21 protein-coding genes, 3 tRNA genes and 1 pseudogene are annotated in these 25,814 nt (G+C 44.3%); 18 read left to right on the top strand and 7 right to left on the bottom strand.

From position 1 onward, the window contains the following. Window positions 1–168 precede the first annotated feature (168 nt). The gene (locus K0I73_RS08470) at window positions 169–1,191 is read right to left on the bottom strand and encodes an integron integrase (RefSeq protein WP_258405325.1); all 1,023 of its coding nucleotides are present in this window, start codon (window positions 1,189–1,191) and stop codon (window positions 169–171) included. Window positions 1,192–1,283: 92 nt separating this feature from the next. Between K0I73_RS08470 and K0I73_RS08475 the strand changes: the two genes are divergently transcribed. Both K0I73_RS08475 and K0I73_RS08480 read left to right on the top strand, forming a co-directional pair. Beyond that, window positions 1,284–1,997, top strand: coding sequence for a GNAT family N-acetyltransferase (locus K0I73_RS08475; RefSeq protein ID WP_258405326.1), 714 nt, complete (start codon window positions 1,284–1,286; stop codon window positions 1,995–1,997). Between the two features lie 98 nt (window positions 1,998–2,095). Beyond that, a complete protein-coding gene (locus tag K0I73_RS08480; protein WP_220064029.1) occupies window positions 2,096–2,461 on the top strand; it encodes a VOC family protein in 366 nt (121 codons plus the stop codon). 282 nt (window positions 2,462–2,743) lie between these two features. Here K0I73_RS08480 and K0I73_RS08485 read toward each other — a convergent pair. Next, window positions 2,744–3,100 (bottom strand): annotated as a pseudogene (locus K0I73_RS08485) (transposase); the annotation flags it as partial. 244 nt (window positions 3,101–3,344) lie between these two features. Here K0I73_RS08485 and K0I73_RS08490 point away from each other — a divergent pair. From K0I73_RS08490 to rplY, 14 genes are all read left to right on the top strand, one after another. Continuing rightward, window positions 3,345–4,001, top strand: a complete 657-nt coding sequence (locus tag K0I73_RS08490; RefSeq protein WP_220064030.1) for a GntR family transcriptional regulator — start codon at window positions 3,345–3,347, stop codon at window positions 3,999–4,001. 23 nt (window positions 4,002–4,024) lie between these two features. Beyond that, window positions 4,025–4,903: a methylisocitrate lyase gene (gene prpB, locus K0I73_RS08495; protein ID WP_220064031.1), complete on the top strand. Its 879-nt coding sequence runs from the start codon at window positions 4,025–4,027 to the stop codon at window positions 4,901–4,903. A gap of 125 nt (window positions 4,904–5,028) precedes the next feature. Continuing rightward, window positions 5,029–6,153 carry a bifunctional 2-methylcitrate synthase/citrate synthase gene (prpC, locus tag K0I73_RS08500; protein WP_220064032.1) on the top strand — a complete coding sequence of 375 codons (1,125 nt, stop codon included), beginning with the start codon at window positions 5,029–5,031 and terminating at the stop codon, window positions 6,151–6,153. 260 nt (window positions 6,154–6,413) lie between these two features. Continuing rightward, window positions 6,414–9,005 carry a Fe/S-dependent 2-methylisocitrate dehydratase AcnD gene (acnD, locus tag K0I73_RS08505; RefSeq protein ID WP_220064033.1) on the top strand — a complete coding sequence of 864 codons (2,592 nt, stop codon included), beginning with the start codon at window positions 6,414–6,416 and terminating at the stop codon, window positions 9,003–9,005. 55 nt (window positions 9,006–9,060) lie between these two features. Continuing rightward, the gene (gene prpF / locus K0I73_RS08510) at window positions 9,061–10,233 is read left to right on the top strand and encodes a 2-methylaconitate cis-trans isomerase PrpF (RefSeq protein ID WP_220064034.1); all 1,173 of its coding nucleotides are present in this window, start codon (window positions 9,061–9,063) and stop codon (window positions 10,231–10,233) included. A 308-nt stretch (window positions 10,234–10,541) separates the two neighbouring features. Further along, window positions 10,542–11,186 carry a UvrY/SirA/GacA family response regulator transcription factor gene (gene uvrY, locus K0I73_RS08515; RefSeq protein WP_220064035.1) on the top strand — a complete coding sequence of 215 codons (645 nt, stop codon included), beginning with the start codon at window positions 10,542–10,544 and terminating at the stop codon, window positions 11,184–11,186. 26 nt (window positions 11,187–11,212) lie between these two features. Continuing rightward, window positions 11,213–13,045: an excinuclease ABC subunit UvrC gene (gene uvrC, locus K0I73_RS08520; RefSeq protein WP_220064036.1), complete on the top strand. Its 1,833-nt coding sequence runs from the start codon at window positions 11,213–11,215 to the stop codon at window positions 13,043–13,045. A 47-nt stretch (window positions 13,046–13,092) separates the two neighbouring features. Further along, window positions 13,093–13,650, top strand: a complete 558-nt coding sequence (gene pgsA, locus K0I73_RS08525) for a CDP-diacylglycerol--glycerol-3-phosphate 3-phosphatidyltransferase (RefSeq protein ID WP_220064037.1) — start codon at window positions 13,093–13,095, stop codon at window positions 13,648–13,650. Window positions 13,651–13,797: 147 nt separating this feature from the next. Continuing rightward, window positions 13,798–13,873 (top strand) — tRNA-Gly (locus tag K0I73_RS08530). 33 nt (window positions 13,874–13,906) lie between these two features. Next, window positions 13,907–13,980 (top strand) — tRNA-Cys (locus tag K0I73_RS08535). Window positions 13,981–14,018: 38 nt separating this feature from the next. After that, window positions 14,019–14,104: transfer RNA gene (locus K0I73_RS08540), tRNA-Leu, on the top strand. Between the two features lie 269 nt (window positions 14,105–14,373). Further along, window positions 14,374–15,750, top strand: coding sequence for a L,D-transpeptidase family protein (locus K0I73_RS08545; RefSeq protein WP_220064038.1), 1,377 nt, complete (start codon window positions 14,374–14,376; stop codon window positions 15,748–15,750). Between the two features lie 108 nt (window positions 15,751–15,858). Then, entirely contained in the window at window positions 15,859–16,407 is a 549-nt protein-coding gene (gene mepK / locus K0I73_RS08550) for a peptidoglycan L,D-endopeptidase MepK (RefSeq protein WP_220064039.1), read from the top strand. 126 nt (window positions 16,408–16,533) lie between these two features. Continuing rightward, window positions 16,534–16,821: a 50S ribosomal protein L25 gene (gene rplY, locus K0I73_RS08555; protein ID WP_220064040.1), complete on the top strand. Its 288-nt coding sequence runs from the start codon at window positions 16,534–16,536 to the stop codon at window positions 16,819–16,821. Between the two features lie 81 nt (window positions 16,822–16,902). Here rplY and K0I73_RS08560 read toward each other — a convergent pair whose 3' ends face one another. The 4 genes from K0I73_RS08560 to sodB all read right to left on the bottom strand — a co-directional run bounded on the left by K0I73_RS08560 (window position 16,903) and on the right by sodB (window position 22,513). After that, window positions 16,903–18,429, bottom strand: a complete 1,527-nt coding sequence (locus tag K0I73_RS08560; protein WP_220064041.1) for a SpoVR family protein — start codon at window positions 18,427–18,429, stop codon at window positions 16,903–16,905. A 9-nt stretch (window positions 18,430–18,438) separates the two neighbouring features. Further along, entirely contained in the window at window positions 18,439–19,707 is a 1,269-nt protein-coding gene (locus K0I73_RS08565) for a YeaH/YhbH family protein (RefSeq protein ID WP_220064042.1), read from the bottom strand. 48 nt (window positions 19,708–19,755) lie between these two features. Beyond that, complete coding sequence (locus K0I73_RS08570; RefSeq protein ID WP_220064043.1) at window positions 19,756–21,690, bottom strand: PrkA family serine protein kinase; 1,935 nt, start codon at window positions 21,688–21,690, stop codon at window positions 19,756–19,758. 238 nt (window positions 21,691–21,928) lie between these two features. Next, complete coding sequence (gene sodB / locus K0I73_RS08575) at window positions 21,929–22,513, bottom strand: superoxide dismutase [Fe] (protein ID WP_220064044.1); 585 nt, start codon at window positions 22,511–22,513, stop codon at window positions 21,929–21,931. A gap of 230 nt (window positions 22,514–22,743) precedes the next feature. On the opposite strand from sodB, the gene grxD reads away from it, so the two are divergent. Continuing rightward, window positions 22,744–23,094, top strand: a complete 351-nt coding sequence (grxD, locus tag K0I73_RS08580; RefSeq protein ID WP_220064045.1) for a Grx4 family monothiol glutaredoxin — start codon at window positions 22,744–22,746, stop codon at window positions 23,092–23,094. A 139-nt stretch (window positions 23,095–23,233) separates the two neighbouring features. Here grxD and K0I73_RS08585 read toward each other — a convergent pair whose 3' ends face one another. Beyond that, a complete protein-coding gene (locus tag K0I73_RS08585) occupies window positions 23,234–24,466 on the bottom strand; it encodes a uracil-xanthine permease family protein (protein ID WP_220064046.1) in 1,233 nt (410 codons plus the stop codon). Window positions 24,467–24,661: 195 nt separating this feature from the next. Between K0I73_RS08585 and K0I73_RS08590 the strand changes: the two genes are divergently transcribed. Further along, window positions 24,662–25,762, top strand: coding sequence for a DUF2066 domain-containing protein (locus K0I73_RS08590; RefSeq protein WP_220064047.1), 1,101 nt, complete (start codon window positions 24,662–24,664; stop codon window positions 25,760–25,762). Window positions 25,763–25,814 lie beyond the last annotated feature (52 nt).

Genomic DNA, 25,814 nt, shown 5'->3' on the forward strand with positions numbered 1-25,814 from the left:
AATTAGTATAAAGATGTGATCGCTCAGCGAGAATTTAGTGCTTATGAGGCAAGGCAACGAGTGAAGAGCATTGTTGTTCTACGGTCAAACTCGTTAACACAGCATCAAAAGTGCTAAAACTCGCCTGTTAGGCGTGTTTTTGGCTTCCTACTTCTGCGTTGAATGGCCTCACAAGGGAATAACTATTCCATCATCCATTCGCCTTGAATTAGTTGCCAAAAAACACGCTGAGTAGATCACTTTCTTATACTGATTGGTATAAATCTGGGTGGTTTTAAGATCTTTATGTCCAAGCTGTTCTTGTACGGTTCTTATATCTGTTCCGTGCAGTAAAAGTTGAGTGGCGAACGAATGCCTGAATGTATGGGCAGTGACTCGTTTACCTACCTGAGCCTGCTCTGTAGCAACTCTTAATGCTCGACCAAACGCAGATGGATGGATGTGATGACGGCAAATATAGCCATCAACTGGGTGAACACAAAGCCGAGAAGCTGGGAATATATACTGCCAGTGAAACTGTTTAATGCTCTGCTTATACTTTCTAAACAATGAGGTAGGCAATGAAGCAAAACCAAACCCGGCCTCAATATCTTTATGATGTACCCCTTTCACTTTTTCAATTTGCCCCTTAAGACTATCAATGGTGCTACTTGGTAGCAGATAGACTCGATCTTTTTGTCCCTTACCTCGAAAGACAAAGATTGTACGGTGAACGAAATCAATATCTCTCCCTCTTAACCTGAGGGCTTCATTTAGCCTGAGGCCACTACCGTAAAGGATACTGGCAATCATGTTGTACTCACCACTCATTTGATTAATGATAAGTTTCGCTTGTTGGTTGTCTAATACTTGAGGAACACGAGTTGGGGCTTTGGCGTAGGGGAAGGTAAGAACATCGGGATCAACTCTAAGAACATGTTTGAATACAAAGACTATTGCACACAATGCTTGTTTTTGTGTACTAGCGCTAACACCTCGTTGGCTACTTAGATGATATAGAAAGAACTCAATATGTGAGGGGGTCAACTCACTTGCTCGCTGAACCTGGCTATATCTGATGAGATAGCGCACCCAGTAAAGATAGGATTTTTCCGTTTGCAAACTGTAATGTCGGACTCTAATTTGTTCTCGGATAGCTTCAATAAAAGAGGGTTTTGTCATTGGAGTTGTACAAATTTTTGCTGTATACATACAGTTACAATTGGTTTTTGAGAAATTGCGTAAAATATTGAGCAAAAATTGATATTTATCGCTCGATAAATCCCCGTAGATTAAGTAAGGTATTGAAAATAGGATATTTAGTAAAAGGTTGTAGAGACCTCCACATCAACTTGCTCACTTTTGCGGGTTTGATTTTGATAAAACTAGATGTAATTTATATAATTTTTTATAAACAGTCGGTTACGTTAGGTAGACTACGCCTAAGTTGTAATTTAAACCGGAACATTATCGAGCAGCTAGATAATAAGACGTTAACTGAACTCAAAGGTGTCATTATCACAATTCTTATCGAAACAAAGCGCCTTCAGATGCGAGAATTCACATTGGAGGACGTTGATGCTGTTTATGAGTTCTCGACTTGCTCTGATGTTACGCAGTTCACTGGGGACGCCGACGCCATAAAAAGTAAGGCTGATGCTGAAAATATAATCAGAAAAGTATGGTTGGCAGAATACAGAAGGTATGGTTATGCCCGCTATGCCCTAGTCCACAAGGATGACAAAAAGGTAATAGGTTTCTGTGGTGTTAAATATGAGCCGGAACTTGGTTGCCCTGACATAGGCTACCGTATGTTACCCAAGTACTGGGGACAGGGTCTTGGAACTGAAGCAGTGGGTGCAGTTTTTACTTACGCGCGTGAAGTGCTGGGCCTCAAAAAAATTATAGGAGAAGTCGTAGAAGAAAACGTAGCTTCAAATAAGCTGCTATTAAAGCTTGGCTTTTGCCATACAGAGACGTATGAAAAAGATGGTTTCGTAATAAACCGATATGAATGATACGTCACTCAGTTAACAAGCACGGGCAGGCGTGACGCAGCAAAGCTGCGCCGCTGCCGTGAGCGTTAGGCATCAATTTATATAATTGAGTATTTACAATGAAAATGAATTATTTTGTGTTTGGAACGAATGATAAAGAAAAGTCCGTTTCGTTTTATGATGAGTTATTTGACGGGTGTGGATTAAATAAAATTCACGATCAAGGACGAATGACACTATGGGGAAACGAAGAGTTTATGTTTGCCATAGCCGAACCGTTTGATGAAAATCCAGCCTCCAATGGAAATGGCACGATGCTTGGCCTTCATGTTGATTCAATTAATGAAGTCAATAGATTACATGAAAAAGCCCTAGATTTAGGCGGTTTGAGTGAAGGTGAACCTAGAATACGTTCTAATATGCATTCTGCTTATATAAGAGATTTAGACAATAATAAAATATGTTTCTATACGAGTAATGCCTAACAAATAAGGATAGGCCGCGCGTAGTCGCGTCCTTATCCCGATTGTTGAACAAGCCCGAGCTTGCTGAAAGTGATACCTTTTATATAGTAAATATCGGCGCGAGAGTTCACGCGAGTTTAGGTGTGATGTGTAGTTGCTCTTTTTGCAGCTCACAGCGATCCCTTAGCATCGCTAGCGAATCAATTAACTTCACTATATTAGTGCCTTAATCACCTCCTTTGGGTCCATCTATTTCGGCCTCTTAAGTCTATATACTTGTACTTACCCGCTTAAACAGTGGCGTTAGGCAGTGTTGCCGATTGGTGTTTTTAAGCTTGTCGGTCGTGCATGCTTATTCTCATGTACTCCCATAAATTTCATAGGCTGTTGGCAGCAGGGACAAGGTCGTATCGCCACCACTCGCTTTAGTTCAGATATTATTGGAAACACCTCACCTGCGACAGCGAGCATCAGCTGTATCTGTTGCCTGAGCTTGCTGCAATTACCGCTCAATAGTCCATAGTCTCTCACTCGTCGCAGTCCTTTGGGTAATATGTGTTGCAGCACTAACCATAAGAACTTCACTGTAGGTAAAGTGCGTATTTCAGTGGCTTTGGATTTGGTTTGGCTATTTTGATACTCGAAGCTGACTTGGTAATCCCCCCCATTTTTAATGGAGTAACTGTCGTTTATCGTCTACATCTGTTGCCTTTATGTCGCAATCCAAGCTTCTATTACTTATTACTTATTACTTATTACTTATTACTTATTACTTACTACTTGTTACGACTTTAGTCTAAAGTTTAACAATATTGTCGACAAAAGTGGCCGTTAAGCTTGTGTTTGTATTAATTGATGGCTATATTGTCGACAACGTGATTTTCTAATTGAGTTTTTCATCAAGATGGCATTCGAATCCAAACCGGCTGTGACTTCGGCAGACAAAACCTTTTATCAGTTAAGGCAAGATATTGTTGAAGGTGTTGTGCCGGCAGGTTCTAAGTTAAGTGAAACCGAATTGTCGACAACTTATGGTGTCAGTCGTGCGGTGATACGTGAGGCGATAAACCGCTTGGAGTCATGTCACATTGTCGAGCGTAAAGCCAATGTAGGCGCCAGAGTCGTTGCGTTGACGTCAGATGGCTTACTTGAACTGTACCAAGTTCGAGAGTCTCTAGAGGGGATGGCGGCGAGGCTGGCGGCAAAAAATATGACGCCTGATGAGGTTGCTGAATTAGAGGCGCTACTTCAAAGCCATTTTCAAGATGTTAAACAGGGCGAGTCTTACTACCAAGAAGCCGGTGATGTCGATTTTCACTACCGCATTATTCTCGGCAGTAAAAACAAACACCTTATCTCAATGTTGTTTGACGGGATTTATCACCTTGTGCGCATGTATCGCGTTCAGTTAGGAATGGCGGGACCGCGAGTAACTACCGCCTTTGATGAACATAAACATATAGTGCAAGCCATCGCCAATCGTGATGAAGAGTTGGCCGAGATGCTGATGCGACGTCATATCATGTATTCAAAAAACAATATTAAGAACAAGCTTTCATAAATCAAACCGAAGAGGAATCTAGCATGAGCGCAGGAAAAAAATTCCGTCAGGCCTTGGCTGATAATAAGCCACTACAAATCGTTGGAACGATTAACGCCTATACAGCCATGATGGCTAAGCAAATTGGTCATCAAGCTATCTATCTTTCTGGTGGCGGGGTCGCGAATGCGTCTTATGGATTACCCGATCTCGGTATGACATCACTCAATGATGTAATTGTCGATGTGCAGCGTATTACGTCTGCCTGCGATCTCCCCTTGATGGTCGATATCGATACCGGTTGGGGCGGGGCATTTAACATTGCTAAAACCATTCGCGATATGGAGAAAGCCGGTGCCGCTGCGGTACATATGGAAGATCAAGTGGCCCAAAAACGCTGTGGTCATCGCCCAAATAAGGAGATAGTGTCAACTGAAGAGATGGTTGACCGTATTAAGGCGGCCGTCGACGCCCGTACCGATCCGGATTTCTTTATCATGGCGCGAACCGATGCGTTTGCACAAGAAGGGTTAGACGCGGCTATTGAGCGAGCTAAAGCCTATATCGCTGCCGGTGCCGATGGCATTTTTGCCGAAGCGGTACAAACAGAGGAGCATTACCGCGCGTTTGCTGGCGCAATTGATGCGCCGCTACTGGCCAATATCACTGAGTTTGGCCAGACAGAACTTTGGAATAGAGAGCAGCTGGGAGAGTGGGGAGCAGATATGGTGCTTTATCCACTTAGTGCCTTTAGAGCAATGAATAAAGCGGCTGAAAATGTCTATACCGCGATATTACGTGACGGTGACCAAAAAGCCGTTGTCGATACCATGCAAACCCGTATGGAGCTATATGATTACCTCGGTTATCACGATTATGAGCAAAAGCTAGATAGCTTATTTGCCGAAGGTAAAAATAAATAGTGTGGCTTGAGCTGCGCAGCTCATCGCTAAGAGATGAGCGGCGCTCAGTTAAGGACAGTTTAAACCCTACGACCAAGAGTGATACTTGGTGAAACAGATAATTTAGATTCCAAAAGGAACACATTATGGTTGATAAAAAATTGAGTGGTGCAGGTCTTCGCGGACAAAGTGCAGGTGAAACAGCGTTATGTACTGTGGGCAAATCTGGCTCAGGTCTAACATATTGTGGCTATGACGTATCCGATTTAGCCGATAATGCGACCTTTGAAGAGGTCGCATATTTACTGTTTAATGGCGAGCTACCTACTGCCGCGCAGCTAGATGCATACAAAAGTGTATTGATGTCACAGCGCGATCTGCCTCAAGCCCTTAAAGAGGTACTGCAGCGTATTCCTGCTGATGCTCATCCAATGGATGTGATGCGCACTGGTTGCTCATTTCTCGGTAACCTTGAGCCTGAAGCGGATTTCTCTGAGCAAAATAAAGCCGCTAACCGCTTATTGGCAGCGTTTCCTGCCATTATGTGTTACTGGTATCGTTATAGCCATGAAGGCGTTGAAATTGAGTGTACAACCGATGAAGACTCGCTCGGCGGCCATTTCCTTAAGCTACTAAATGGTAAGACACCATCAGAGCTGCATCGCAAAGTGATGGACGTGTCGCTTATTCTTTATGCTGAGCATGAGTTTAATGCATCTACCTTTACTGCGCGCGTATGTGCATCAACCTTATCTGACATGTTCTCGTGTATCACAGGCGCTATCGGCTCGTTGCGCGGTCCACTGCACGGCGGCGCTAACGAAGCTGCAATGGAGATGATCCAGAAGTTTAGTTCGCCAGAAGATGCCAAGGTGCAGATGGCGGGTATGCTTGAGCGTAAAGAGAAGATCATGGGCTTTGGCCATGCTATCTATCGCACATCGGATCCACGTAACGTGATCATCAAAGCTTGGTCTGAAAAGTTGGCGCAAGAGTTTGGTGACAGTTCGCTATACGATATTTCAGTCGCCTGTGAAGAGTTCATGTGGGACACCAAGAAGCTATTTTGTAACGCTGACTTCTTCCATGCATCGGCTTATCACTTTATGGGGATCCCGACCAAATTATTTACCCCTATTTTTGTCTGTTCACGTCTAACTGGCTGGGCAGCTCATGTGATGGAGCAGCGTGCCAATAACCGTATCATTCGTCCAAGTGCGGATTATATTGGGTCTGAGCCACGTAAAGTCGTGCCGATTAGCCAGAGATAAGGGCGCTGGTAAATAGAATAAATAGCTAACCCCCAGCTGCTGATATTAAATAGCTAAGCCAGATAAATAGCCATGCCACTTAAATGGCTGAGATGTATCTGGCCTTTTTATCATCAGTTGGGTCATATTCTCGCGCAACATAAAGTCATTTATGCTGCGCATCACGCTACTAGGTAACTTGGTCATCAGCATAGCGGTTATCACCGTTAGCGACTAAAACTCGATGTGGCGTGAGCGTAAATAATTCAGTGGATGATGTTATGAACACGACACACCGTAAACCGCTTGCCGGTACCACGCTAGATTACTTCGACACTCAAAGTGCTGTCGATGCTCTAGTACCTGGTGCCTACGATAAACTTCCTTACACCTCAAAAGTGCTTGCCGAGAACTTAGTTAGGCGATGTGAACCATCGATGCTTAATGATGCGTTACTGCAGCTTATTGAGCGTAAGCGCGATCTTGATTTTCCTTGGTATCCTGCCCGCGTCGTTTGTCATGATATTTTGGGGCAAACTGCTCTGGTTGATTTGGCTGGGCTTAGAGACGCGATTGCCGATAAGGGGGGCGATCCTGCTGAGGTTAATCCTGTGGTGCCAACTCAGCTAATCGTGGATCACTCATTAGCCGTCGAACATGCTGGTTTTGACAAAGACGCCTTTGCTAAAAATCGCGCCATAGAAGATCGCCGTAACGAAGACAGGTTCCATTTTATCAACTGGACCAAGAAAGCCTTTAAAAATGTGGATGTGATCCAGCCTGGTAATGGCATCATGCATCAGATCAACCTCGAGAAGATGTCGCCCGTGATTCAGTCTCGTGATGGCGTTGCCTTTCCTGATACCTTAGTGGGCACAGACAGCCATACTCCGCATGTAGATGCACTTGGGGTTATCGCTATCGGCGTGGGTGGCTTAGAAGCCGAAAACGTCATGTTAGGCCGCCCCTCATTTATGCGTTTGCCTGATATTATCGGGGTCGAATTAACGGGTAAGCGTCAAAGTGGCATTACTGCAACCGATATCGTTTTAGCCTTAACCGAGTTTTTACGCGCGCAAAAAGTGGTGTCATCTTACTTAGAGTTCTTTGGTGAAGGTGCGGCGAACCTCACGCTTGGTGACCGCGCGACCATTTCTAACATGACCCCCGAGTTTGGTGCATCGGCGGGCATGTTCTATATCGATCAACAGACTATCGATTATTTGACTATTACTGGTCGTGATAGTGAGCAAGTGAAGCTGGTTGAGAATTACGCTAAGCAAACGGGTCTTTGGGCCGATAGCCTCAAAAATGCTGAATATGAACGTGTGCTGAGCTTCGATTTATCCAGTGTCGTGCGTAATATCGCAGGTCCTTCTAATCCTCATCGCCGAGTCGCGACCAGTGATTTAGCTGAAAAAGGGATCTCAGGTATCGTCGAGAATGAAGCTGGGTTGATGCCTGATGGCGCAGTAATTATTGCGGCTATCACTAGTTGTACTAATACCAGTAACCCTCGTAATGTTATCGCGGCGGGTCTAATCGCTAAGAAAGCCAATGAACTTGGATTAACCCGCAAGCCTTGGGTGAAATCATCGTTTGCTCCAGGTTCAAAAGTGGCCGAGCTCTATTTGAAAGACGCCAACTTGTTGCCTGAACTTGAGCAACTGGGTTTTGGTATTGTTGGCTTTGCCTGCACGACCTGTAACGGCATGAGCGGCGCACTTGACCCAGTTATTCAACAAGAGGTGATCGATAGAGATCTGTACGCGACGGCGGTATTGTCGGGTAACCGTAACTTCGATGGCCGTATTCATCCTTATGCTAAGCAAGCCTTTTTGGCATCGCCTCCGTTAGTCGTGGCTTATGCGATTGCTGGTACGATCCGCTTTGATATCGAAAAAGATAGCCTAGGGCTCGATAAGGCTGGCAACCCAATCTTGCTTAAAGATATTTGGCCAAGTGATGAAGAGATCGATGCGATCGTTAAGGCAAGCGTTAAGCCTGAGCAATTCAGAGAGATCTACACACCCATGTTTGATATCGCTGTCGATTATGGTGAGCAAGTCAGTCCGCTTTATGATTGGCGCGCCCAAAGTACCTATATTCGTCGTCCTCCCTATTGGGAAGGAGCACTTGCCGGTGAGCGAAGCTTAAAAGGGATGCGTCCTTTAGCCGTACTTGGCGATAACATTACTACCGATCACTTATCGCCATCGAATGCGATTCTGGCGAGCAGTGCAGCGGGTGAATACTTAACCAAGATGGGTTTGCCTGAAGTTGATTTCAACTCCTATGCGACTCACCGCGGCGATCATCTTACGGCTCAACGTGCGACGTTTGCTAACCCTAAATTGATCAACGAAATGGCGGTCATTAATGGCGAAGTGCAGCAAGGCTCGTTAACCCGTATTGAGCCAGAAGGTCAAGTGACGCGTATGTGGGAAGCGATTGAAACCTATATGCAGCGTAAACAGCCGTTAATCATCGTTGCTGGTGGTGATTATGGACAAGGCTCATCACGAGACTGGGCCGCCAAAGGGGTGCGTCTTGCTGGCGTTGAAGCGATTGTCGCAGAAGGGTTTGAGCGTATTCATCGCACTAACTTAGTCGGTATGGGCGTGCTGCCACTTGAGTTTAAGGCGGGTGATACACGCAAAACCTATGGCATTGATGGTACAGAGACCTTTGATGTAGTGGGTGAGCCCACACCAAGAGCCGATCTGGTACTGGTGATTAACCGTCAAAATGGTGAGCGTATCGAAGTTCCTGTGACCTGCCGCCTAGATACCGCAGATGAAGTCTCTGTCTATCAAGCGGGTGGCGTGTTGCAGCGTTTTGCTCAAGATTTTCTTGAGGCTAAAAAGGCATAGATGATCTTAGCGGTGGCATGAAGTCATTTATGCCGCCGCTAACGATGCTAAAGGAATGATCATGAAACAGATAAAAATAGCCGCTACTTATATGCGCGGCGGCACGAGTAAAGGGGTGTTTTTTGCCCTAAACGACCTGCCTGAAGCTGCAAAGGTGCCAGGCGCTGCGCGTGACGCTATGTTATTGCGGGTGATTGGTAGTCCCGATCCTTATGGTAAACATACCGATGGCATGGGCGGGGCAACCTCTAGTACCAGTAAAACCGTGATCCTATCGAAAAGCAGTAAAGCGGATCATGATGTTGACTACCTTTTTGGCCAAGTCGCAATAGATAAACCTTTTATCGATTGGAGTGGTAACTGCGGTAATTTAACGGCGGCTGTGGGCGCGTTTGCGATTAGCAAGGGATTAGTCGATCCGATAAATGTTCCCGATAATGGGGTTGCAGTGGTACGAATTTGGCAAGCCAATATTAGTAAGACCATTATCGCCCACATCCCGATGCAAGATGGTGAAGTGCTTGAGCTAGGTGATTTTGAACTCGATGGCGTTACGTTTCCTGCGGCCGAAGTCTTAGTGGAATTTGTTGATCCTGCCGATGGTGAAGGAGCCATGTTTCCCACCGGCAATTTAGTCGACGAGCTCAGCGTACCGGGTGTTGGCACCTTTGCCGCGACCATGATCAGTGCGGGGATCCCAACGATATTCTTAAATGCACAGGAACTGGGGTACGATGGCACCGAATTGCAAGAAGCGATTAATGGTGATGATGCGGCTTTAGCTAAGTTTGAGTTGATCCGTGCATATGGTGCGCTGAAGATGGGGCTTATTGAGGATGTTGAACAGGCTAAAACTCGGCAACACACCCCCAAGGTGGCCTTTGTTGCGCCGCCCAAAGCCTATATATCATCGAGTGGCAAATCTGTCTCGGTGGATGATGTCGATCTGTTAGTACGTGCCTTATCTATGGGGAAATTACACCATGCGATGATGGGCACGGCTGCTGTTGCTATCGGCACAGCGGCTGCTATTCCCGGAACTTTAGTTAATTTGGCCGCTGGCGGTACTGAACGCAGTAACGTGCGCTTTGGTCATCCGTCTGGGACGCTAAAAGTCGGCGCTACAGCAGCTCAAATGCAAGGCGTGTGGAGCGTTGAGAAAGTCAGTATGAGCCGCAGCGCGCGGGTGCTGATGGAAGGGTATGTCAGGGTTCCTCCGCTGAAATAGTGGCAATTCATCGAGCGGCAATGACGCTTAAGTGTTGAAATCGTTACCGATAAAGGGATGCTGAGTTAGCATCCTTTTTTATAATAAAAATAAGTATTTGCTAATTTGCTTTGATTTTAATCTGCAATAGTTAACACACTTAAAGCTTAATTTTTGCACCGTATTTTTTTAAAATAGATTACTTATAAATCATCGATTTAGCGATGGACAATTTGTCCTTTCCAATTCAGGGTAATTGGGCTAAATTACCGTGTGTATCGTACGTAAACTAATGTCGGTTTAGTATTAGCTATCAGGGTAGAGTGAAGTTGATAACTGTATATTTGGTTGATGACCATGAGTTAGTAAGAACCGGGATACGTCGTATTCTCGAAGATGAGCGTGGGATTAAGGTTGTTGGCGAAGCAGGTGATGGAGAATCTGCGGTGCAGTGGAGTCGTAACAACGAAGCTGATGTGATCTTAATGGACATGAATATGCCTGGGATTGGTGGACTCGAAGCTACGCGTAAGATCCTGCGCTACCAATCACACGCTAAAATTATCGTGTTAACGATACATACTGAAGATCCTTTTCCAACCAAAGTCATGCAAGCTGGTGCATCGGGATACCTGACTAAAGGGGCAACTCCGCCTGAAGTTATTCAAGCTATCCGTCAAGTTGCCGTGGGGCAACGTTATCTATCTCCTGAAATTGCACAGCAGATGGCGTTAAGCCAGTTTAATCAATCTGAAGATAATCCATTTAAGTCATTGTCAGAGCGAGAGCTACAGATCATGATGATGATAACCAGTGGCGAGAAGGTAAGTGACATCTCTGAGCAGCTCAATTTAAGTCCTAAAACGGTTAACAGCTATCGTTACCGTTTGTTTGCAAAATTAGGCATTAGTGGCGACGTGGAACTTACCCGATTAGCTATTCGCTACAAGATGCTTGATACTGGTCAGTTTTAATCTTTACCCAGTAGATAAGTAACATAATGTCAGTCCCAGTATTCGATTCAGCTCAATTTCTTAAAACGGTTTCCTCTTCGGCTGGCGTCTATCGTATGTACGATGCCAGCGGTACCGTTATCTATGTCGGTAAAGCAAAAGATCTTAAGAAGCGTCTTAGCTCCTATTTCCGTAAAAACCTAAACAACGTTAAAACAGAGGCCTTGGTATCACATATTTGTGATATCGATGTTACCTTGACCCATAGTGAAACCGACGCGCTCATTTTAGAAAATGACTACATCAAACAGTACATGCCTAAGTACAATGTATTGCTGCGCGATGACAAGTCGTATCCTTACATTTTGCTTAGCGGTCACCAGCACCCTAGGTTAGCCTATCACCGCGGTCCTAAACGAGAAAAAGGTCAATATTTTGGTCCTTATCCTAACGGCGGGGCGGTAAGAGAGAGCTTGCATTTGATGCAAAAACTGTTTCCTATCCGTCAATGTGATGATCTTTACTATAAGTCGCGTTCTCGCCCCTGTTTGCAGTATCAAATTGGACGTTGCAGCGCGCCGTGTGTTGGCAAAGTGTCCGATGAGGAATATCAAGAACAGGTAAAACTAGCCACGCTGTTTTTAAAGGGTAAAGACCAGCAAGTGATGGGCAGTTTAGTCGGTAAAATGGAGCATGCGGCTCAAGCCCTTAATTACGAAGATGCCGCGCGTTACCGCGACCAAATTGGCGCGCTAAGGCGGGTGGTTGAGCAACAGGAAGTCTCTGGTACGAGTGGTGATATGGACGTTATCGGTGTTTATTTTACGTCAGGTATTGCCTGTTTTCATCTGCTGTTTATTCGCAATGGAAAAATTTTTGGTAGCCGTAGCTACTATCCTGCGGTGCCCGATAAAACCGAGCTTGATGAAGTGCTCAGAGCCTTTATGTTGCAGTTTTACTTGAATGTTGATAGCCACAGAACATTACCCGCTGAGATTATTGTCAGTTATGAATTTGATGATATCCACGAGTTAGAACATGCCATAAAGCAAGCACTAGAAAAGAGTGTGCTGATTAAGACTAAAGTACGCAGTGAGCGAGCGAGCTTTTTAGCGATTGCCGACACGAATGCCAAAAATGCGGTTGAAACACGTCTTTCCCACCAAAATACGGTCGAGCAGCGCTTCTTACTGTTAGAGGAAGCACTCGAGCAAACTAAGACGATTGGCCGCATGGAGTGTTTTGATATTAGCCATACTATGGGTGAAAGTACGGTGGCTTCTTGTGTGGTATTTAATCGTGAAGGGCCACATAAGGCTGAGTATCGACGTTATAACATCGATGGTATTACGCCGGGTGACGATTACGCGGCAATGAAGCAAGCAATCGGTAGGCGCTTCGATAAGATTGATGCGACAGGCAAAATCCCAGATATCTTATTTATCGATGGTGGTATAGGGCAGCTTAGAATTGCGCAGAAGGTCGTCGATGAGAAGTTTGCCGAGCTAGATGTCGCCCCAACCTTAATTGGCGTTGCGAAAGGCGAGGGGCGTAAACCCGGTCTTGAGACTTTGATCTATGGTGAGAATGAGATCGCCTTTAATCTTCCAGCCGATTCGGGGGCGTTACATTTAATTCAACATATTCGAGATGAGTCCCATCGTTTCGCGATAACGGGTCACCGCAATAAGCGCCAGAAAACCCGTAACACCTCGAGTTTAGAATCGATTGCGGGAGTGGGCCCTAAACGTCGTAAAGCACTGCTGCAATATATGGGAGGCTTGCAACAAGTTAAGGCTGCAAGTGTCGCTCAGTTGACAAAAGTGCCTGGTATTAGCTTAGAAATGGCACAAACAATACATGATGCATTGCGAGGGTAACAAAATTAAGGCAAGATTGGCGCTGCTTTTAGATAATTGGTTTCATCATGCCGTTTAATGTTCCAATAGCGCTGACGCTATTCAGGTTGGTTTTACTACCTATTTTTGTAGTTGTTTTTTATTTACCTTACAGTTGGTCGCCGTTCGCTGCAGCCTTCGTGTTTTGGCTTGCGGCCGTTACCGATGCGCTTGACGGTTACGCAGCAAGAAAGCTAAAGCAATCGACTCGATTCGGCGCTTTTCTCGACCCGGTCGCCGATAAAATCATGGTCACGACCGCATTGGTGTTATTGGTCGCCCAGTACAATAGTATCTGGCTGACCTTACCCGCGTTATTTATGATAGGCAGAGAGATAGTGATCTCGGCGCTACGAGAGTGGATGGCTGAAATTGGCAAGCGAGGTGCGGTAGCAGTATCTTGGATTGGTAAGTATAAAACCGCCGCGCAAATGGTTGCGATTGTTGGGTTGATTTGGCGACCGAATGATTTTTTAACTTATACCGCAATTGCGCTGTTTTATGTGGCGGCGATTTTGACGTTCTGGTCTATGGTTAGCTATATTATGGCGGCCTGGGGCGATTTAACGGACGAATCGAACAATTAAAATGCAATGCGATCACTTAGTGTTCAAACGGCTCGGTAATCTAAAATAGAGCGTTGACACTGAGAGGTAAATCGGTAGAATGCCATTCCGCAGTCAGGGGAAAGCTTCTAAGTAAAAACTTGATTGAGATTGAAAGTTTTAAATAAGGCGACATTAGCTCAGTTGGTAGAGCGATACCTTGCCAAGGTATAGGTCATCGGTTCGAACCCGATATGTCGCTCCAATCTCTTAGATTGGAATTAAAACATTCGATGATGGCGCGATGGCAGAATGGCTATGCTGCGGATTGCAAATCCGTCGATCTCGGTTCGACTCCGGGTCGCGCCTCCACTTTTAGTTTTAACGTTGTTAACGGTAAAACACACATTGCCCGTGTGGTGGAATCGGTAGACACAAGGGATTTAAAATCCCTCGCTGAATAAGCGTGCCAGTTCAAGTCTGGCCACGGGTACCATCTTTAGATGACAAAAAAGCCTCAACACTAGTTGGGGCTTTTTTGTTTGGAATTTTCGTATCACGTAGTTAAGCATGCGATGGTTTGTAACTATCTAGCGTTTGTTCGTTGGATAAATTTTATTACATAACGGTTAATTGTATTCGTGGTCACTCAAGGCGTTGAATTCGTAATCCTTATTCATGCTGATTGGTATGGCACTTAAAATACATCTTTAGTTGCCTAGGCTAGAACCGTATCTATGCACCATAATAAATCGAGGAGGATTTATGGTGCGATGGGCTATTTTTAGTTTGCTGTTGGTGGTTAGCTTTACGTCATTGGGCGACGAGCGACTTGAGGCTGCGAATAAATTGCTGTTAAATCAGCTCAATTTTATTTTGTTAGCTAATCCAGATGATGAGTTGCGTCAGCTTAAAGCACAGCTGTCTTCAAACAAGGTTATTTCATTCGAGCGAATTCAACAGACCAGCCAAGCTATCGCTGATTTTTGGCAGAGAAATGCAATTGAAACTCGCTATGAGCCGTTGGCTCGTTATCAAGACCCCTATTTTCAAGCGCAAGCTGCCGAGCCACTTGTCGCAAACTACTTATCAGTCAATAACCGGATAAGGTATCTGCTATGGCTAGATGATACCCAGCAATGGCCAAGACTGACTCCTGAGGTTTGGCTGCATTTAGGTGATAGGCATTCCGATATTGCGTTGATCTCAAGCCGGTTAAATTTATTGGGTGATTATCCAAGTCCTGAGCTAGAAAACTCTGTCTTTTCTGAATCCTTACGCCAAGCGGTGGTGAGGTTTCAACGACGCCATGGCCTAAAGCAAGATGGTATTATCGGGCCCGCAACCATTAAGTGGCTAAATTGGACGCCTTTACAACGCGCCCAGACATTGGCGAGAAACTTTGTCGAGAAACATAGGTATCTTGCTCAAGTTGAACCGCGTTACTTGTTAATCAATATTCCTGAGTATCAAATGGTGTTGGTCGATCAAAACCGTATCGCCCTGCGCTCTAAAGTGATTGTCGGCAAACCTTATAGACAAACACCATTAATCAAAGGCCAAGTCAGCAACTTAGTTATCAACCCGAGTTGGCGAGTACCTCGTCGATTACTTAAGTATGATCTGCTACCTAAAGTGAGAGAGGACGGTAGCTACATTAGTCGTCGTAATTTCGAAGTGTTTGACTATTCTGGTGAGCAGGTAATTAAGACCGATGAAGAGTGGCGAGATATGGCTAAAGGGCAATTTCCTTATCGATTAGTGCAAAAACCGGGGGAGGACAACACTCTGGGTCGGTATAAGTTTTTCTTTCCTAACCAATATAATATCTACTTGCATGACACTACTGATAAGCATCTATTTGCTAAAGAGGTTAGGGCACTGTCGTCTGGTTGTATTCGAGTGGAAAAAGTGGAGCAGCTGGCAAACTGGATGGCGTCCAATTTAGTGAGGGACAAACAAACCTGGGTCGATATGCAGATCGAACGAACCAAAACCCAATGGTTTGCATTTGATGAAAAGCTCCCGCTACATCTGGTGTATTGGACATCATGGCTAGATAGTCAGAACATTCCCCAGTTTAGGGACGATATATATAATATAAATCAAAATATTACTCCAGTATTACACGCTGGAAATTAGCCTCTATCCCTTGCTGGTAAAGGGCTAGCGAAAAACAATTACTTGATCTCAATACCGATAACGTTTAATTTAGCGTCTGTGTTGTATAAAAAGTAATCGGTGGTATTAATGTCAATAGTGTGTCCTGCGCGTAGGCAGTTGTTGTTAGGCCTAGGTGGTGTAGCGATGTTTTCTATGGTATCTCCAAAAGTACAAGCGAGTCGTTCGACCTCAGGGGTTCGCTCTCTTGGCTTTTATAACCGACATACCGGAGAAAGAGGGCAAGGAAGCTATTGGATTGATGGGGATTACCAAGCAAATACCCTTTCAGATTTTAACCATATTCTGCGTGATCACCGACAAAATGAGGTGGCACCGATGGATAAGAGATTGTTTGATTTGCTTTATTCCTTAAAGCAAACATTAAATGTTGATCAAGAATTTCACGTGATCTCGGGTTATCGCTCGCCTAAAACCAACAATATGTTGGCCCAGAGAAGTAATGGAGTGGCGAAGAAAAGTTACCATATGAAAGGAATGGCGATGGATATTGCTATTCCTGATGTCCATTTAAAAGACTTACGTGATGCTGCGATATCGCTAAAATTGGGTGGCGTTGGTTTTTATCCTGATTCTGGTTTTGTCCATGTTGATACAGGCCCTGTTAGAAGATGGTGATTTAACTAAGCGATCTTCTATTTGTGCTGTAGACAAGCTTATGCTAGTATTCGCTCGCTTTAAATGAGGTCATCATTGGTCGAAAATGATGACCACCTAAAATTATTTTTAATAAGTGAGTCTATTATGTCTTATACAATCGCCGCACAAACCCGCACTGCAGTTGGGAAAGGTTCGAGCCGCCGCCTACGTCATGCTGGTAAAGTTCCTGCTGTTATCTATGGTGCGGGCAACGAACCTGTTTCTATCGAATTCGAACACAGAGAGATCATTAACATTCAAGCGAATGAAGATTTCTACACTTCAGACATCACTATCGTTTTAGATGGTAAAGAAGTTAAAGTTCGTGTTCAAGCTATGCAACGTCACGCGTTCAAGCCTCTAATTGAGCATGTGGATTTCACTTTCGCTTAATGCGAAGTGAAACAATAAAAAAGCGCCTATAAGGCGCTTTTTTATTGTCTGCTTTTAGTCGGAAAGCGTAATTTTGTTGCATTAAATGCTATCTAGCTCGGCCTGTTTATCAGGACATGAGGCAATGATCTGAGATTCGCCCTGTTCATCAAGTTGTTCTAACGTGACGGAAAACCCCCAAAGCCGATGCAGATGTTTCATCACTTCATTACAACTGTCATCTAGTGGAATTCGATTGATAGGGATATAACGTAATATCAATGAACGATCACCAGATACGGCGACACTTTGTACTTGGATATTGGGTTCTAGGTTTGACAGGTTATATTGCTGAGACAGTTTTTGACGTATATCTTGATAGCCCTGTTCATCATGAATTGCCGACACGTTGAGATAGTTTTTTTTGTCATCGTCAAGAATACTGAATAATTTAAATTGACGAATGATATTGGGTGACAAGTATTGGCTAATAAAACTTTCATCTTTAAAGTTTGCCATCGCAAAGTGCAGAGTCTCAAGCCAGTCGCTCCCCGCGATATCTGGAAACCAACGCTTATCCTCCTCTGTTGGTGATTCGCAAATTCTGCGGATATCAACGAACATATTAAACCCCAAAGCATAGGGGTTAATGCCACTATAATAAGGGCTGTTGTAACTTGGCTGCGCAACAACATTGGTGTGATTTTTTAAGAATTCAATCATAAACCGGTCACTAACCAAGCCATCATCGTAGAGGTGGTTGAGTATGGTGTAGTGCCAGAAAGTTGCCCAACCTTCATTCATTACCTGAGTTTGCTTTTGAGGGTAAAAATACTGTCCCATTTTTCTGACAATACGAACCACCTCGCGTTGCCAAGGTTCAAGCAGAGGTGCATTCTTTTCGATGAAATAGAGAATATTCTCTTGAGGTTCGGTTGGAAAGTTAGCCCTGAGTTCCGCTTTTTCTGCCGCAGGATTTAGAGGAATCGTGCGCCATAGGTCGTTCACCTGACTTTGCAGATACTCTTCGCGCTCTTTTTGGCGAATTTTTTCCTCTTTAAGTGAGATCTCACTTGGACGTTTATAGCGGTCAACACCATAGTTCATCAAAGCATGACAGGAGTCGATAACGAGTTCTACTTGCTCTGCACCATAACGCTCTTCACATTCGCGGATATAATTTTTGGCAAACACAAGATAGTCAATGATTGAGCTCGCATCGGTCCAGGTTTTAAACAGATAATTACCTTTGAAAAAGCTGTTATGGCCAAAGCACGCATGGGCCATGACTAATGCTTGCATCGTAATGGTATTTTCTTCCATGAGATAGGCAATACAAGGATCTGAGTTAATTACAATCTCATAGGCAAGCCCCATCTGTCCACGCTTGTAGCCTTGCTCCGTTTCAATGAACTTTTTGCCAAAGGACCAATGGGTATACCCAATCGGCATACCTATCCCGGCGTAGGCATCCATCATTTGCTCTGCCGTGATAACTTCTATTTGATTGGGATAAGTATCGAGGCGATAGTGCGCTGCAACCCTTTCAATTTCAGTGAGATAAGACTGTAGTAAATCAAATGTCCAATCCGGACCATCATCCATTCTATTGCGCTTTTTTGAATTCATAAGTCCCCCTTAAACAGCTTGCTTTTTAAACAACTCTCTAAATACAGGATAGATATCTTCAGCTTGTTTAATATGTTGAACGGCAATGTTATCGTGAGTCTTTTGTAGCCCTTCATATTCGCGCCATAGTGTTTGGTGGGCACGGTTAGTTATCTCTATATAGCTAAAGTAGCGCACTACTGGGAGTAGTTGTTTCTCTAATAATTGTCGGCAGGTAGGGGAGTCATCGGCCCAGTTGTCACCGTCAGATGCTTGTGCTGCGTAGATATTCCATTCGCTCTGGGGATAGCGTTTTTGTTGGATCTCATGCATTAACTTAAGTGCGCTCGAGACAATAGTTCCGCCAGTTTCTTGAGAATAGAAGAACTCATGTTCGTCGACCTCTTTTGCTTGGGTATGATGACGGATATAGACAACGTCTAGGTTTTTATAGGTTCGGGTAAGAAACAGATAGAGCAGTATGTAAAAGCGTTTCGCCATATCTTTTGTCGCCTGATCCATAGAGCCTGATACATCCATCAGGCAGAACATCACAGCCTGACTCGACGGAACCTCTCGTTTGGCAAAATTGTTGTAGCGGAGATCGAAAGTATCGATAAAGGGGACTTTTGCAATTCGGGCCTCGAGTTCGCAGATCTGCTCTTTTAAGCTGATGATCTTTTCTGCTTCAGAACCAGGCGTTTGTTCCAATAGTTCCAGTTCCGCTTTTAATTCGGCCAATAGGGCTTTCTTTGACGATGACATGGCAATGCGTCTCGCAAGCGATGAACGCAGGGATCGAACGATATTGATATTGGCTGGAACACCATCATTAGTAAAACCAGCGCGATAAGTTTGGTACTCAACTAATTTATTGAGTCGATTATTCTGTAAGTTGGGTAACTCTAGATCTTCAAATAGCAGTTCCAAATACTCATCTTTTGAAATTTGAAACACAAAGTCATCTTCTCCCTCTCCGGAATTAGAGGCATCCCCCTGACCACTACCTTTACCGCCTCCTTGAGGAGGACGGTCGAGCTTGTCACCGCGAGAAAATTGATCGTTGCCAGGATGAACTCGTTCTTTTACTCCGCCGCGACCTTGGTGAAAAGAGGGCTCACTGATATCTCTAGTTGGAATACCAATCGTTTCTCCTTTATCTATATCGGTAACACTGCGTCTTGTTACCGCATCGCTAACCGCTTTTTTTATTTGCTGTTTATAGCGATTGATAAACCGTTGTCGATTGACTGTACTTTTACCCTTGGCATTTAACCTTCTATCGATAAAATTAGCCATGCGCACCTCCTCAAGACTCGTGGGGAGCAAGCTCCCCATTGGGGATTATCAAGATGATTTACGCACCCGTAGATACCACTCTGATAATAGCCTTACTTGTTTTTTGGTATAGCCTTTTTCCATCATACGATTAACGAAGTCATCATGCTTTCGTTGATCATCGGTGGATGTTTTTGCATTAAAGGAGATCACTGGCAGTAGATCTTCGGTATTAGAAAACATCTTTTTCTCGATAACGGTACGCAGTTTTTCGTAGCTGGTCCAAAGCGGGTTTGAACCATCGTTGTTTGCCCTAGCTCTGAGTACAAAGTTAACGATCTCATTCCTGAAATCTTTGGGATTACTGATCCCAGCCGGTTTCTCAATCTTCTCTAGCTCAGCATTGAGTGCTTGGCGGTCAAATAGTTGCCCAGTTTCAGGATCGCGATACTCTTGATCTTGAATCCAAAAGTCGGCGTAGGTGACATAGCGGTCAAAGATATTTTGACCGTATTCGGAGTATGACTCTAGGTACGCAGTTTGGATCTCTTTACCGATAAATTCGATGTACTTAGGTGTTAAATAGCCTTTTAAAAACTCCAGATAGCGTTCGGCAGTTTCACTGGGAAATTGCTCTTGCTCAATTTGGCGCTCTAATACATAAAACAGGTGGACTGGGTTTGCTGCGATTTCACTATGGTCGAAGTTAAATACCTTGGATAAAATTTTAAATGCAAATCGAGTCGATAATCCCTGCATCCCTTCATCGACCCCTGCATAGTCACGATACTCTTGGTAGGACTTCGCCTTAGGATCTGTGTCTTTTAGACTTTCGCCATCATAGACGCGCATTTTTGAGTAAACTGATGAGTTTTCGGGTGTTTTTATCCGAGACAACACACTAAACTGAGCTAGTGTTTCTAGTGTATAAGGGGCGCATGGTGCTTGAGATAACTCAGAGTTAAATAACAATTTTTTATAGATCTTGATCTCTTCAGATAGGCGCAAACAGTAGGGGACTTTGACTATGTAAACCCTGTCTAAGAAGGCCTCATTGGTTTTGTTGTTTCTAAAGGTTGTCCACTCAGATTCATTCGAGTGCGCAAGAATAATTCCGCTGTAGGGAAGTGCCGATAGTCCTTCAGTACCGTTGTAGTTACCTTCCTGTGTTGCAGTTAGTAAAGGATGCAGCACCTTTATCGGTGCCTTGAACATCTCTACAAACTCCATCAATCCTTGATTGGCGCGGCAAAGGGCGCCTGAATAGGAGTAGGCATCGGCATCATGTTGGGCGAAATGCTCTAACTGACGAATATCAACTTTACCCACGAGTGAAGAGATATCTTGGTTGTTCTCATCTCCAGGTTCAGTTTTAGCTATGCCAAGTTGATCTAAGATAGAGGGATAGACTTTAACCACTTTAAATTGCGATATGTCGCCACCAAATTCATGTAGGCGCTTAACCGCCCAAGGTGACATGATCGTCTTTAAGTAGCGCTCAGGAATGTTGTACTCCTTTTGCAATAGCTCTGCGTCTTCCTCTGGATTGAATAGACAAAATGGATGGTCATTCACAGGACTTCGAACGCCGTTCGCACTCAATATATAGATGGGAACATGTTGCATTAAGGATTTCAGTTTTTCAGCGAGCGACGACTTACCACCACCGACAGGGCCGAGAAGGTAAAGGATCTGCTTCGATTCCTCTAACCCTTGGGCCGAGTGTTTTAGGTAGGCGACGATCTGTTCAATCGCTTCTTCCATGCCGTAGAAGTCTTTGAACGCGGGATAACGTGAGATCAATCGGTTAGAAAATATTCGACTCAGCACGGAATCTTTAGAGGTATCGATCACTTCGGGTTGACCGATCGCGATTAATAATCGCTCCGCTGCGGATGCATAGGCGGTACGATCTTCTTTACATAAGGTTAAAAACTCTTGTAAAGAATACTCTTCGTCTAATTTTTTTTCATAGCGCTGTTGATAATGCTCAAATATGCCCATTTTTCACCCCCTGAAACGCCAACGATATATCGTAAGGAACAACTGATATTCAGCGACCTACTCTTAATAATAGACGTTAAATGTGACGAGGCTAGGAAAAAAGTATAATAAAAACAATAACAAAACATTGCAAATGCAACAGTTGCATATGTTGTATTACCTTAAACTGATGAGAATAGTCTGTTTTTAGACATAAAAAAGGGAGCCATTAATGGCTCCCTTTTCTGTGTGGTATCGATTAACCAGCGAAGTTACTGTTAACGAATTCCCAGTTAACCAGTTCCCAGAAGTGTGCTAGGTAATCTGGACGCACGTTACGGTAATCGATGTAGTATGCATGTTCCCACACATCAACTGTCATTAATGGTGTTACACCTTCATCAGTTAGCGGCGTAGCAGCATTGCTGGTGTTTACGATAGCAACGCTACCATCAGCATTTTTAACTAACCAAGTCCAAGCGCTACCAAAATTGTTCACAGCTGCATCTGTGAATTGTGCTTTAAATGCATCGAAAGAACCGAACGCAGCATCGATTGCTGCCGCTACTTCACCAGTAGCCGCGCCGCCACCGTTAGGTGATAGGCAGTTCCAGTAGAAAGTGTGGTTCCAGATCTGAGCAGCATTATTGAAAATACCACCAGTAGAAGTTTTGATGATCTCTTCTAGGCTTTTTTCTGCAAGTTCGGTACCTTCAACTAGACCGTTTAGCTTCACGACATAAGTGTTGTGATGCTTACCATAGTGGTACTCAATAGTTTCTTGGGAAATATGGGGCTCTAGTGCGTTTTTTGCATAAGGAAGTGCTGGTAATTCAAAAGCCATGTTTTTTCTCCATTGACATTCAATTGTCTTTTTAGGTTTGCTCACTCGGCACATTCTACCTGATAAAATTGTGATGTGAATCATTGTTTGGCCGATTTCTTCGATTAATTCAATCGGCATATTGCTTGGTTTAAAAACCATAAAAAAAGTAGGTTTTTGTTCTGGCCTTTCCTGACGTACAATAGACCAAATTGTTTAAGTAGCTTAAGTTGCACTATTTAGGAAAGAATATGGAAACGAATGAAACCGTAGAAAAAATCAAACTGCAAATTGCTGAAAACCCAATCATTGTCTATATGAAAGGTTCTCCTAAGTTACCTAGCTGTGGATTCTCTTCTCAAGTTGCTCAGCTTATGATCAATTGCGGTGCACAGTTTGCGTATGTCGATATTTTGCAGCATCCAGATATCCGCAGCGAATTGCCTAAGTATGCAAACTGGCCAACCTTCCCACAACTATGGGTTGAGGGTGAACTAGTTGGCGGTTGTGACATTCTGACCGAAATGTATCAAAAGGGTGAGCTACAAACCTTGATTAATGACACTGCGGCTAAGTATCCAGCTGCGCAAGCTGATGCGTAAATTAGCTTAAGTGCATGTAAGCCCTTCAATTGAAGGGCTTTTTTATTGCTGCTGTTGTTCCGTCCTGAGATAAACTGACACTTTGGCGGCTTATTTATGAAAGTTCAGTGTCCCATCTTGAGACGGATATAAACAATGATTATTCGGTGATGGTTTGACTAGGCTTAGGCATAGGCAATAGCAGATTCATCGTAATGGCGACGATGCCGCAAAGACTGATCCCTGTAAGGCTAAATGAGCCTATACCAAAGGCCATACCGCCAATTCCGAAGACCAGCGTGACTCCAACAATACAGAGGTTTCTTGGTTCACCAAGATCGACGTGATTCCTAATTAGCGAGTTCAAACCTACCGCAGCAATAGAACCAAAGAGTAAACACATGATGCCGCCCATCACTGGCACCGGGATAGTTTGCATTAATGCGCCTAATTTACCGACAAACGCTAAGGTGATTGCCGTAATGGCTGTCCAGGTCATGATCCGTGGGTCAAAGCTTTTAGTGAGTGTTACCGCGCCAGTGACTTCAGAGTAAGTAGTATTTGGTGGTCCACCTAATGCGGATGCGGCGATTGTCGCGATGCCGTCGCCACTGAGAGTACGATGCAGTCCTGGCTTCTTAATATAGTCTTTGCCTGTGACATTTGATATTGCCAAAATATCACCGATATGTTCAACCGCTGGGGCAATTGCTACAGGGATCATAAAGGCTACGGCGTGCCAATTAAACTCTGGCGCAACGAAGTTTGGTATAGCAAACCAATTGGCATTATGAACCGGTGAGAAATCGACAATGCCAAATATCAGGCTGAGACTATAGCCGACAATGATCCCTGCTAATATCGGCATCAATTTAGCAATGCCTTTAGCAAATATAGCAACGCCAATGGTCGAAAGCAGAGATGCTAATGAGATGATGAGTGCGTGGTTACCATCGACTAAGGTTAAACTTCCGTCACCGCTCTTACCCAGTGCCATATTGACGGCAACAGGCGCGAGTCCTAGGCCAATAACGATAATGACTGGGCCGACGACGACCGGTGGCAGTAAGCGTTTAATGAAGTTATCGCCGCGTAATTTAACCACGCTTGCTAATATGAGGTAGACGAAACCCGCGGCCATGAGTCCGCCCATTGTTGAGGGGATCCCCCAAGTTTGGACGCCGTATAGTATTGGCGCAATGAAAGCAAAAGAGGAGGCCAAAAATATCGGGACTTGGCGTTTGGTCACGAGCTGGAAAAGCAGGGTTCCAATACCGGCTGTAAATAGTGCGACATTGGTATCTAATCCGGTTAATAGCGGCATGAGCACCAGCGCACCAAAGGCAACAAATAACATTTGTGCGCCTTGTAGCGGAATAGCTAAACGATTCATTATTAATCTCTTTTTATAAGTTTTTGTAGGGTAAACCGGTTAATGTTAACGTCTTGATGCTTCTTTTGCATCCTTGTTGATCACATTCTGGTGTTCTCACTAAAAAAAATCGTCATGACAGGTAAAGCGAACAGGCATGATTTAGGCTTGTGTGTTACACTGCCGCCATTGTATTTGGTTGAAGAATTGATACGGATGTTCAAGAGTCTTATTTATGTTTTTTATATGACGCTGTTGGTGATGAGCGTTAATCTTGCCAGCGCCTCGGAGTTGCTTCAGCTCAATGAGAGTGCTGTTAAGGTAGAGAACCGTACAACGCAAACTAAAAATGACGCTCTGAAACAAGCATTTAAGAATGTCTTGTTGAAAAACTCGGGGAGCCCAAACGCATTTTCAGTTCCTAGTATTGCCGCTGCGATAAATAATCCAACTGCGTATATTCGTCAATTTGGTTATCAAGAGATTGACGGGCAACTCTATTTGAACGTGTCATTTGATCACCAAAAAATCATTAAACTGCTGCGTGATGAGCAGTTACCCGTTTGGGGCAAGCAGAGACCATTAACTCTGTTTTGGTTGAGTCAAGAACAGCACGGCGAACGTGCTGTTGTAAGTGATGCCTCGATTTTAGAGAGTCGCCGCTATATTGGTGAACTGACAGCTGAGCTTGGGGTGCCGGTGTTATTGCCTATCATGGATCTAGATGATTCTATGCTGGTCAGTGTGACCGACATTCGTGGTATGTTTGCTGACCAAGTTGCGGTTGCGTCCGCACGGTACAATAGCGATTATTTTGTTATGGCTTCGATAGATGCCGCTGCTGACAGCCAAGTCAGTTATAGTATGGTACTGTATCCCACTGTATCGGGTGATGCATTGTTTAACCCCTTGGCGCAGCGTTCCGGCACGGCGCTTGATGCCAATGCCGCGATTAATGAGATATTCACTGCTCTGAGTGAATACTATGTTAGTCGCTATGCGGTTGCTGATAGCGGCGAGTCATTGATGACTCAACTGATCTTTACCGATATCACAGAGCGAAAGCAGCTTGTCGATATTGAGAAATATCTTGCCCAGCTTAGTGCTGTCAAATCCGTGCGCCTAACTCAGTTACGTGGTGTTTCCGCTGAGTTTTCTGTCCAGCTATTTGGTACGGAAGACGATCTCTTTCGGCTGCTAAAGTTAGAATCAAAAATTAAATCGCAACCTGTGACTGTGCCTGTATCGCTTGGAAAGGGCGATCCGTTAGCACCATCACAGAGTGAGACCATTAACTATATTTGGCTGGGTCATTAATGTAAGCTGGGTTCAATTGTGTTTGGATCCAGTTGTGTCGTACCAGACAAAT

This window comes from Shewanella mesophila (assembly GCF_019457515.1).
Classification (GTDB): domain Bacteria; phylum Pseudomonadota; class Gammaproteobacteria; order Enterobacterales; family Shewanellaceae; genus Shewanella; species Shewanella mesophila.

Bases quoted from the DNA above. Each gene is read 5' to 3' on its own strand.
- sodB (WP_220064044.1), bottom strand. From the start codon at position 22,513: ATGGCTTTTGAATTACCAGCACTTCCTTATGCAAAAAACGCACTAGAG.
- grxD (WP_220064045.1), top strand. From the start codon at position 22,744: ATGGAAACGAATGAAACCGTAGAAAAAATCAAACTGCAAATTGCTGAA.
- prpC (WP_220064032.1), top strand. From the start codon at position 5,029: ATGGTTGATAAAAAATTGAGTGGTGCAGGTCTTCGCGGACAAAGTGCA.
- K0I73_RS08590 (WP_220064047.1), top strand. From the start codon at position 24,662: ATGTTCAAGAGTCTTATTTATGTTTTTTATATGACGCTGTTGGTGATG.
- mepK (WP_220064039.1), top strand. From the start codon at position 15,859: ATGTCAATAGTGTGTCCTGCGCGTAGGCAGTTGTTGTTAGGCCTAGGT.
- uvrC (WP_220064036.1), top strand. From the start codon at position 11,213: ATGTCAGTCCCAGTATTCGATTCAGCTCAATTTCTTAAAACGGTTTCC.
- K0I73_RS08480 (WP_220064029.1), top strand. From the start codon at position 2,096: ATGAAAATGAATTATTTTGTGTTTGGAACGAATGATAAAGAAAAGTCC.
- K0I73_RS08490 (WP_220064030.1), top strand. From the start codon at position 3,345: ATGGCATTCGAATCCAAACCGGCTGTGACTTCGGCAGACAAAACCTTT.
- K0I73_RS08570 (WP_220064043.1), bottom strand. From the start codon at position 21,690: ATGGGCATATTTGAGCATTATCAACAGCGCTATGAAAAAAAATTAGAC.
- acnD (WP_220064033.1), top strand. From the start codon at position 6,414: ATGAACACGACACACCGTAAACCGCTTGCCGGTACCACGCTAGATTAC.
- K0I73_RS08545 (WP_220064038.1), top strand. From the start codon at position 14,374: ATGGTGCGATGGGCTATTTTTAGTTTGCTGTTGGTGGTTAGCTTTACG.
- rplY (WP_220064040.1), top strand. From the start codon at position 16,534: ATGTCTTATACAATCGCCGCACAAACCCGCACTGCAGTTGGGAAAGGT.
- prpB (WP_220064031.1), top strand. From the start codon at position 4,025: ATGAGCGCAGGAAAAAAATTCCGTCAGGCCTTGGCTGATAATAAGCCA.
- K0I73_RS08470 (WP_258405325.1), bottom strand. From the start codon at position 1,191: ATGTATACAGCAAAAATTTGTACAACTCCAATGACAAAACCCTCTTTT.
- K0I73_RS08565 (WP_220064042.1), bottom strand. From the start codon at position 19,707: ATGGCTAATTTTATCGATAGAAGGTTAAATGCCAAGGGTAAAAGTACA.
- pgsA (WP_220064037.1), top strand. From the start codon at position 13,093: ATGCCGTTTAATGTTCCAATAGCGCTGACGCTATTCAGGTTGGTTTTA.
- K0I73_RS08560 (WP_220064041.1), bottom strand. From the start codon at position 18,429: ATGAATTCAAAAAAGCGCAATAGAATGGATGATGGTCCGGATTGGACA.
- K0I73_RS08585 (WP_220064046.1), bottom strand. From the start codon at position 24,466: ATGAATCGTTTAGCTATTCCGCTACAAGGCGCACAAATGTTATTTGTT.
- prpF (WP_220064034.1), top strand. From the start codon at position 9,061: ATGATCATGAAACAGATAAAAATAGCCGCTACTTATATGCGCGGCGGC.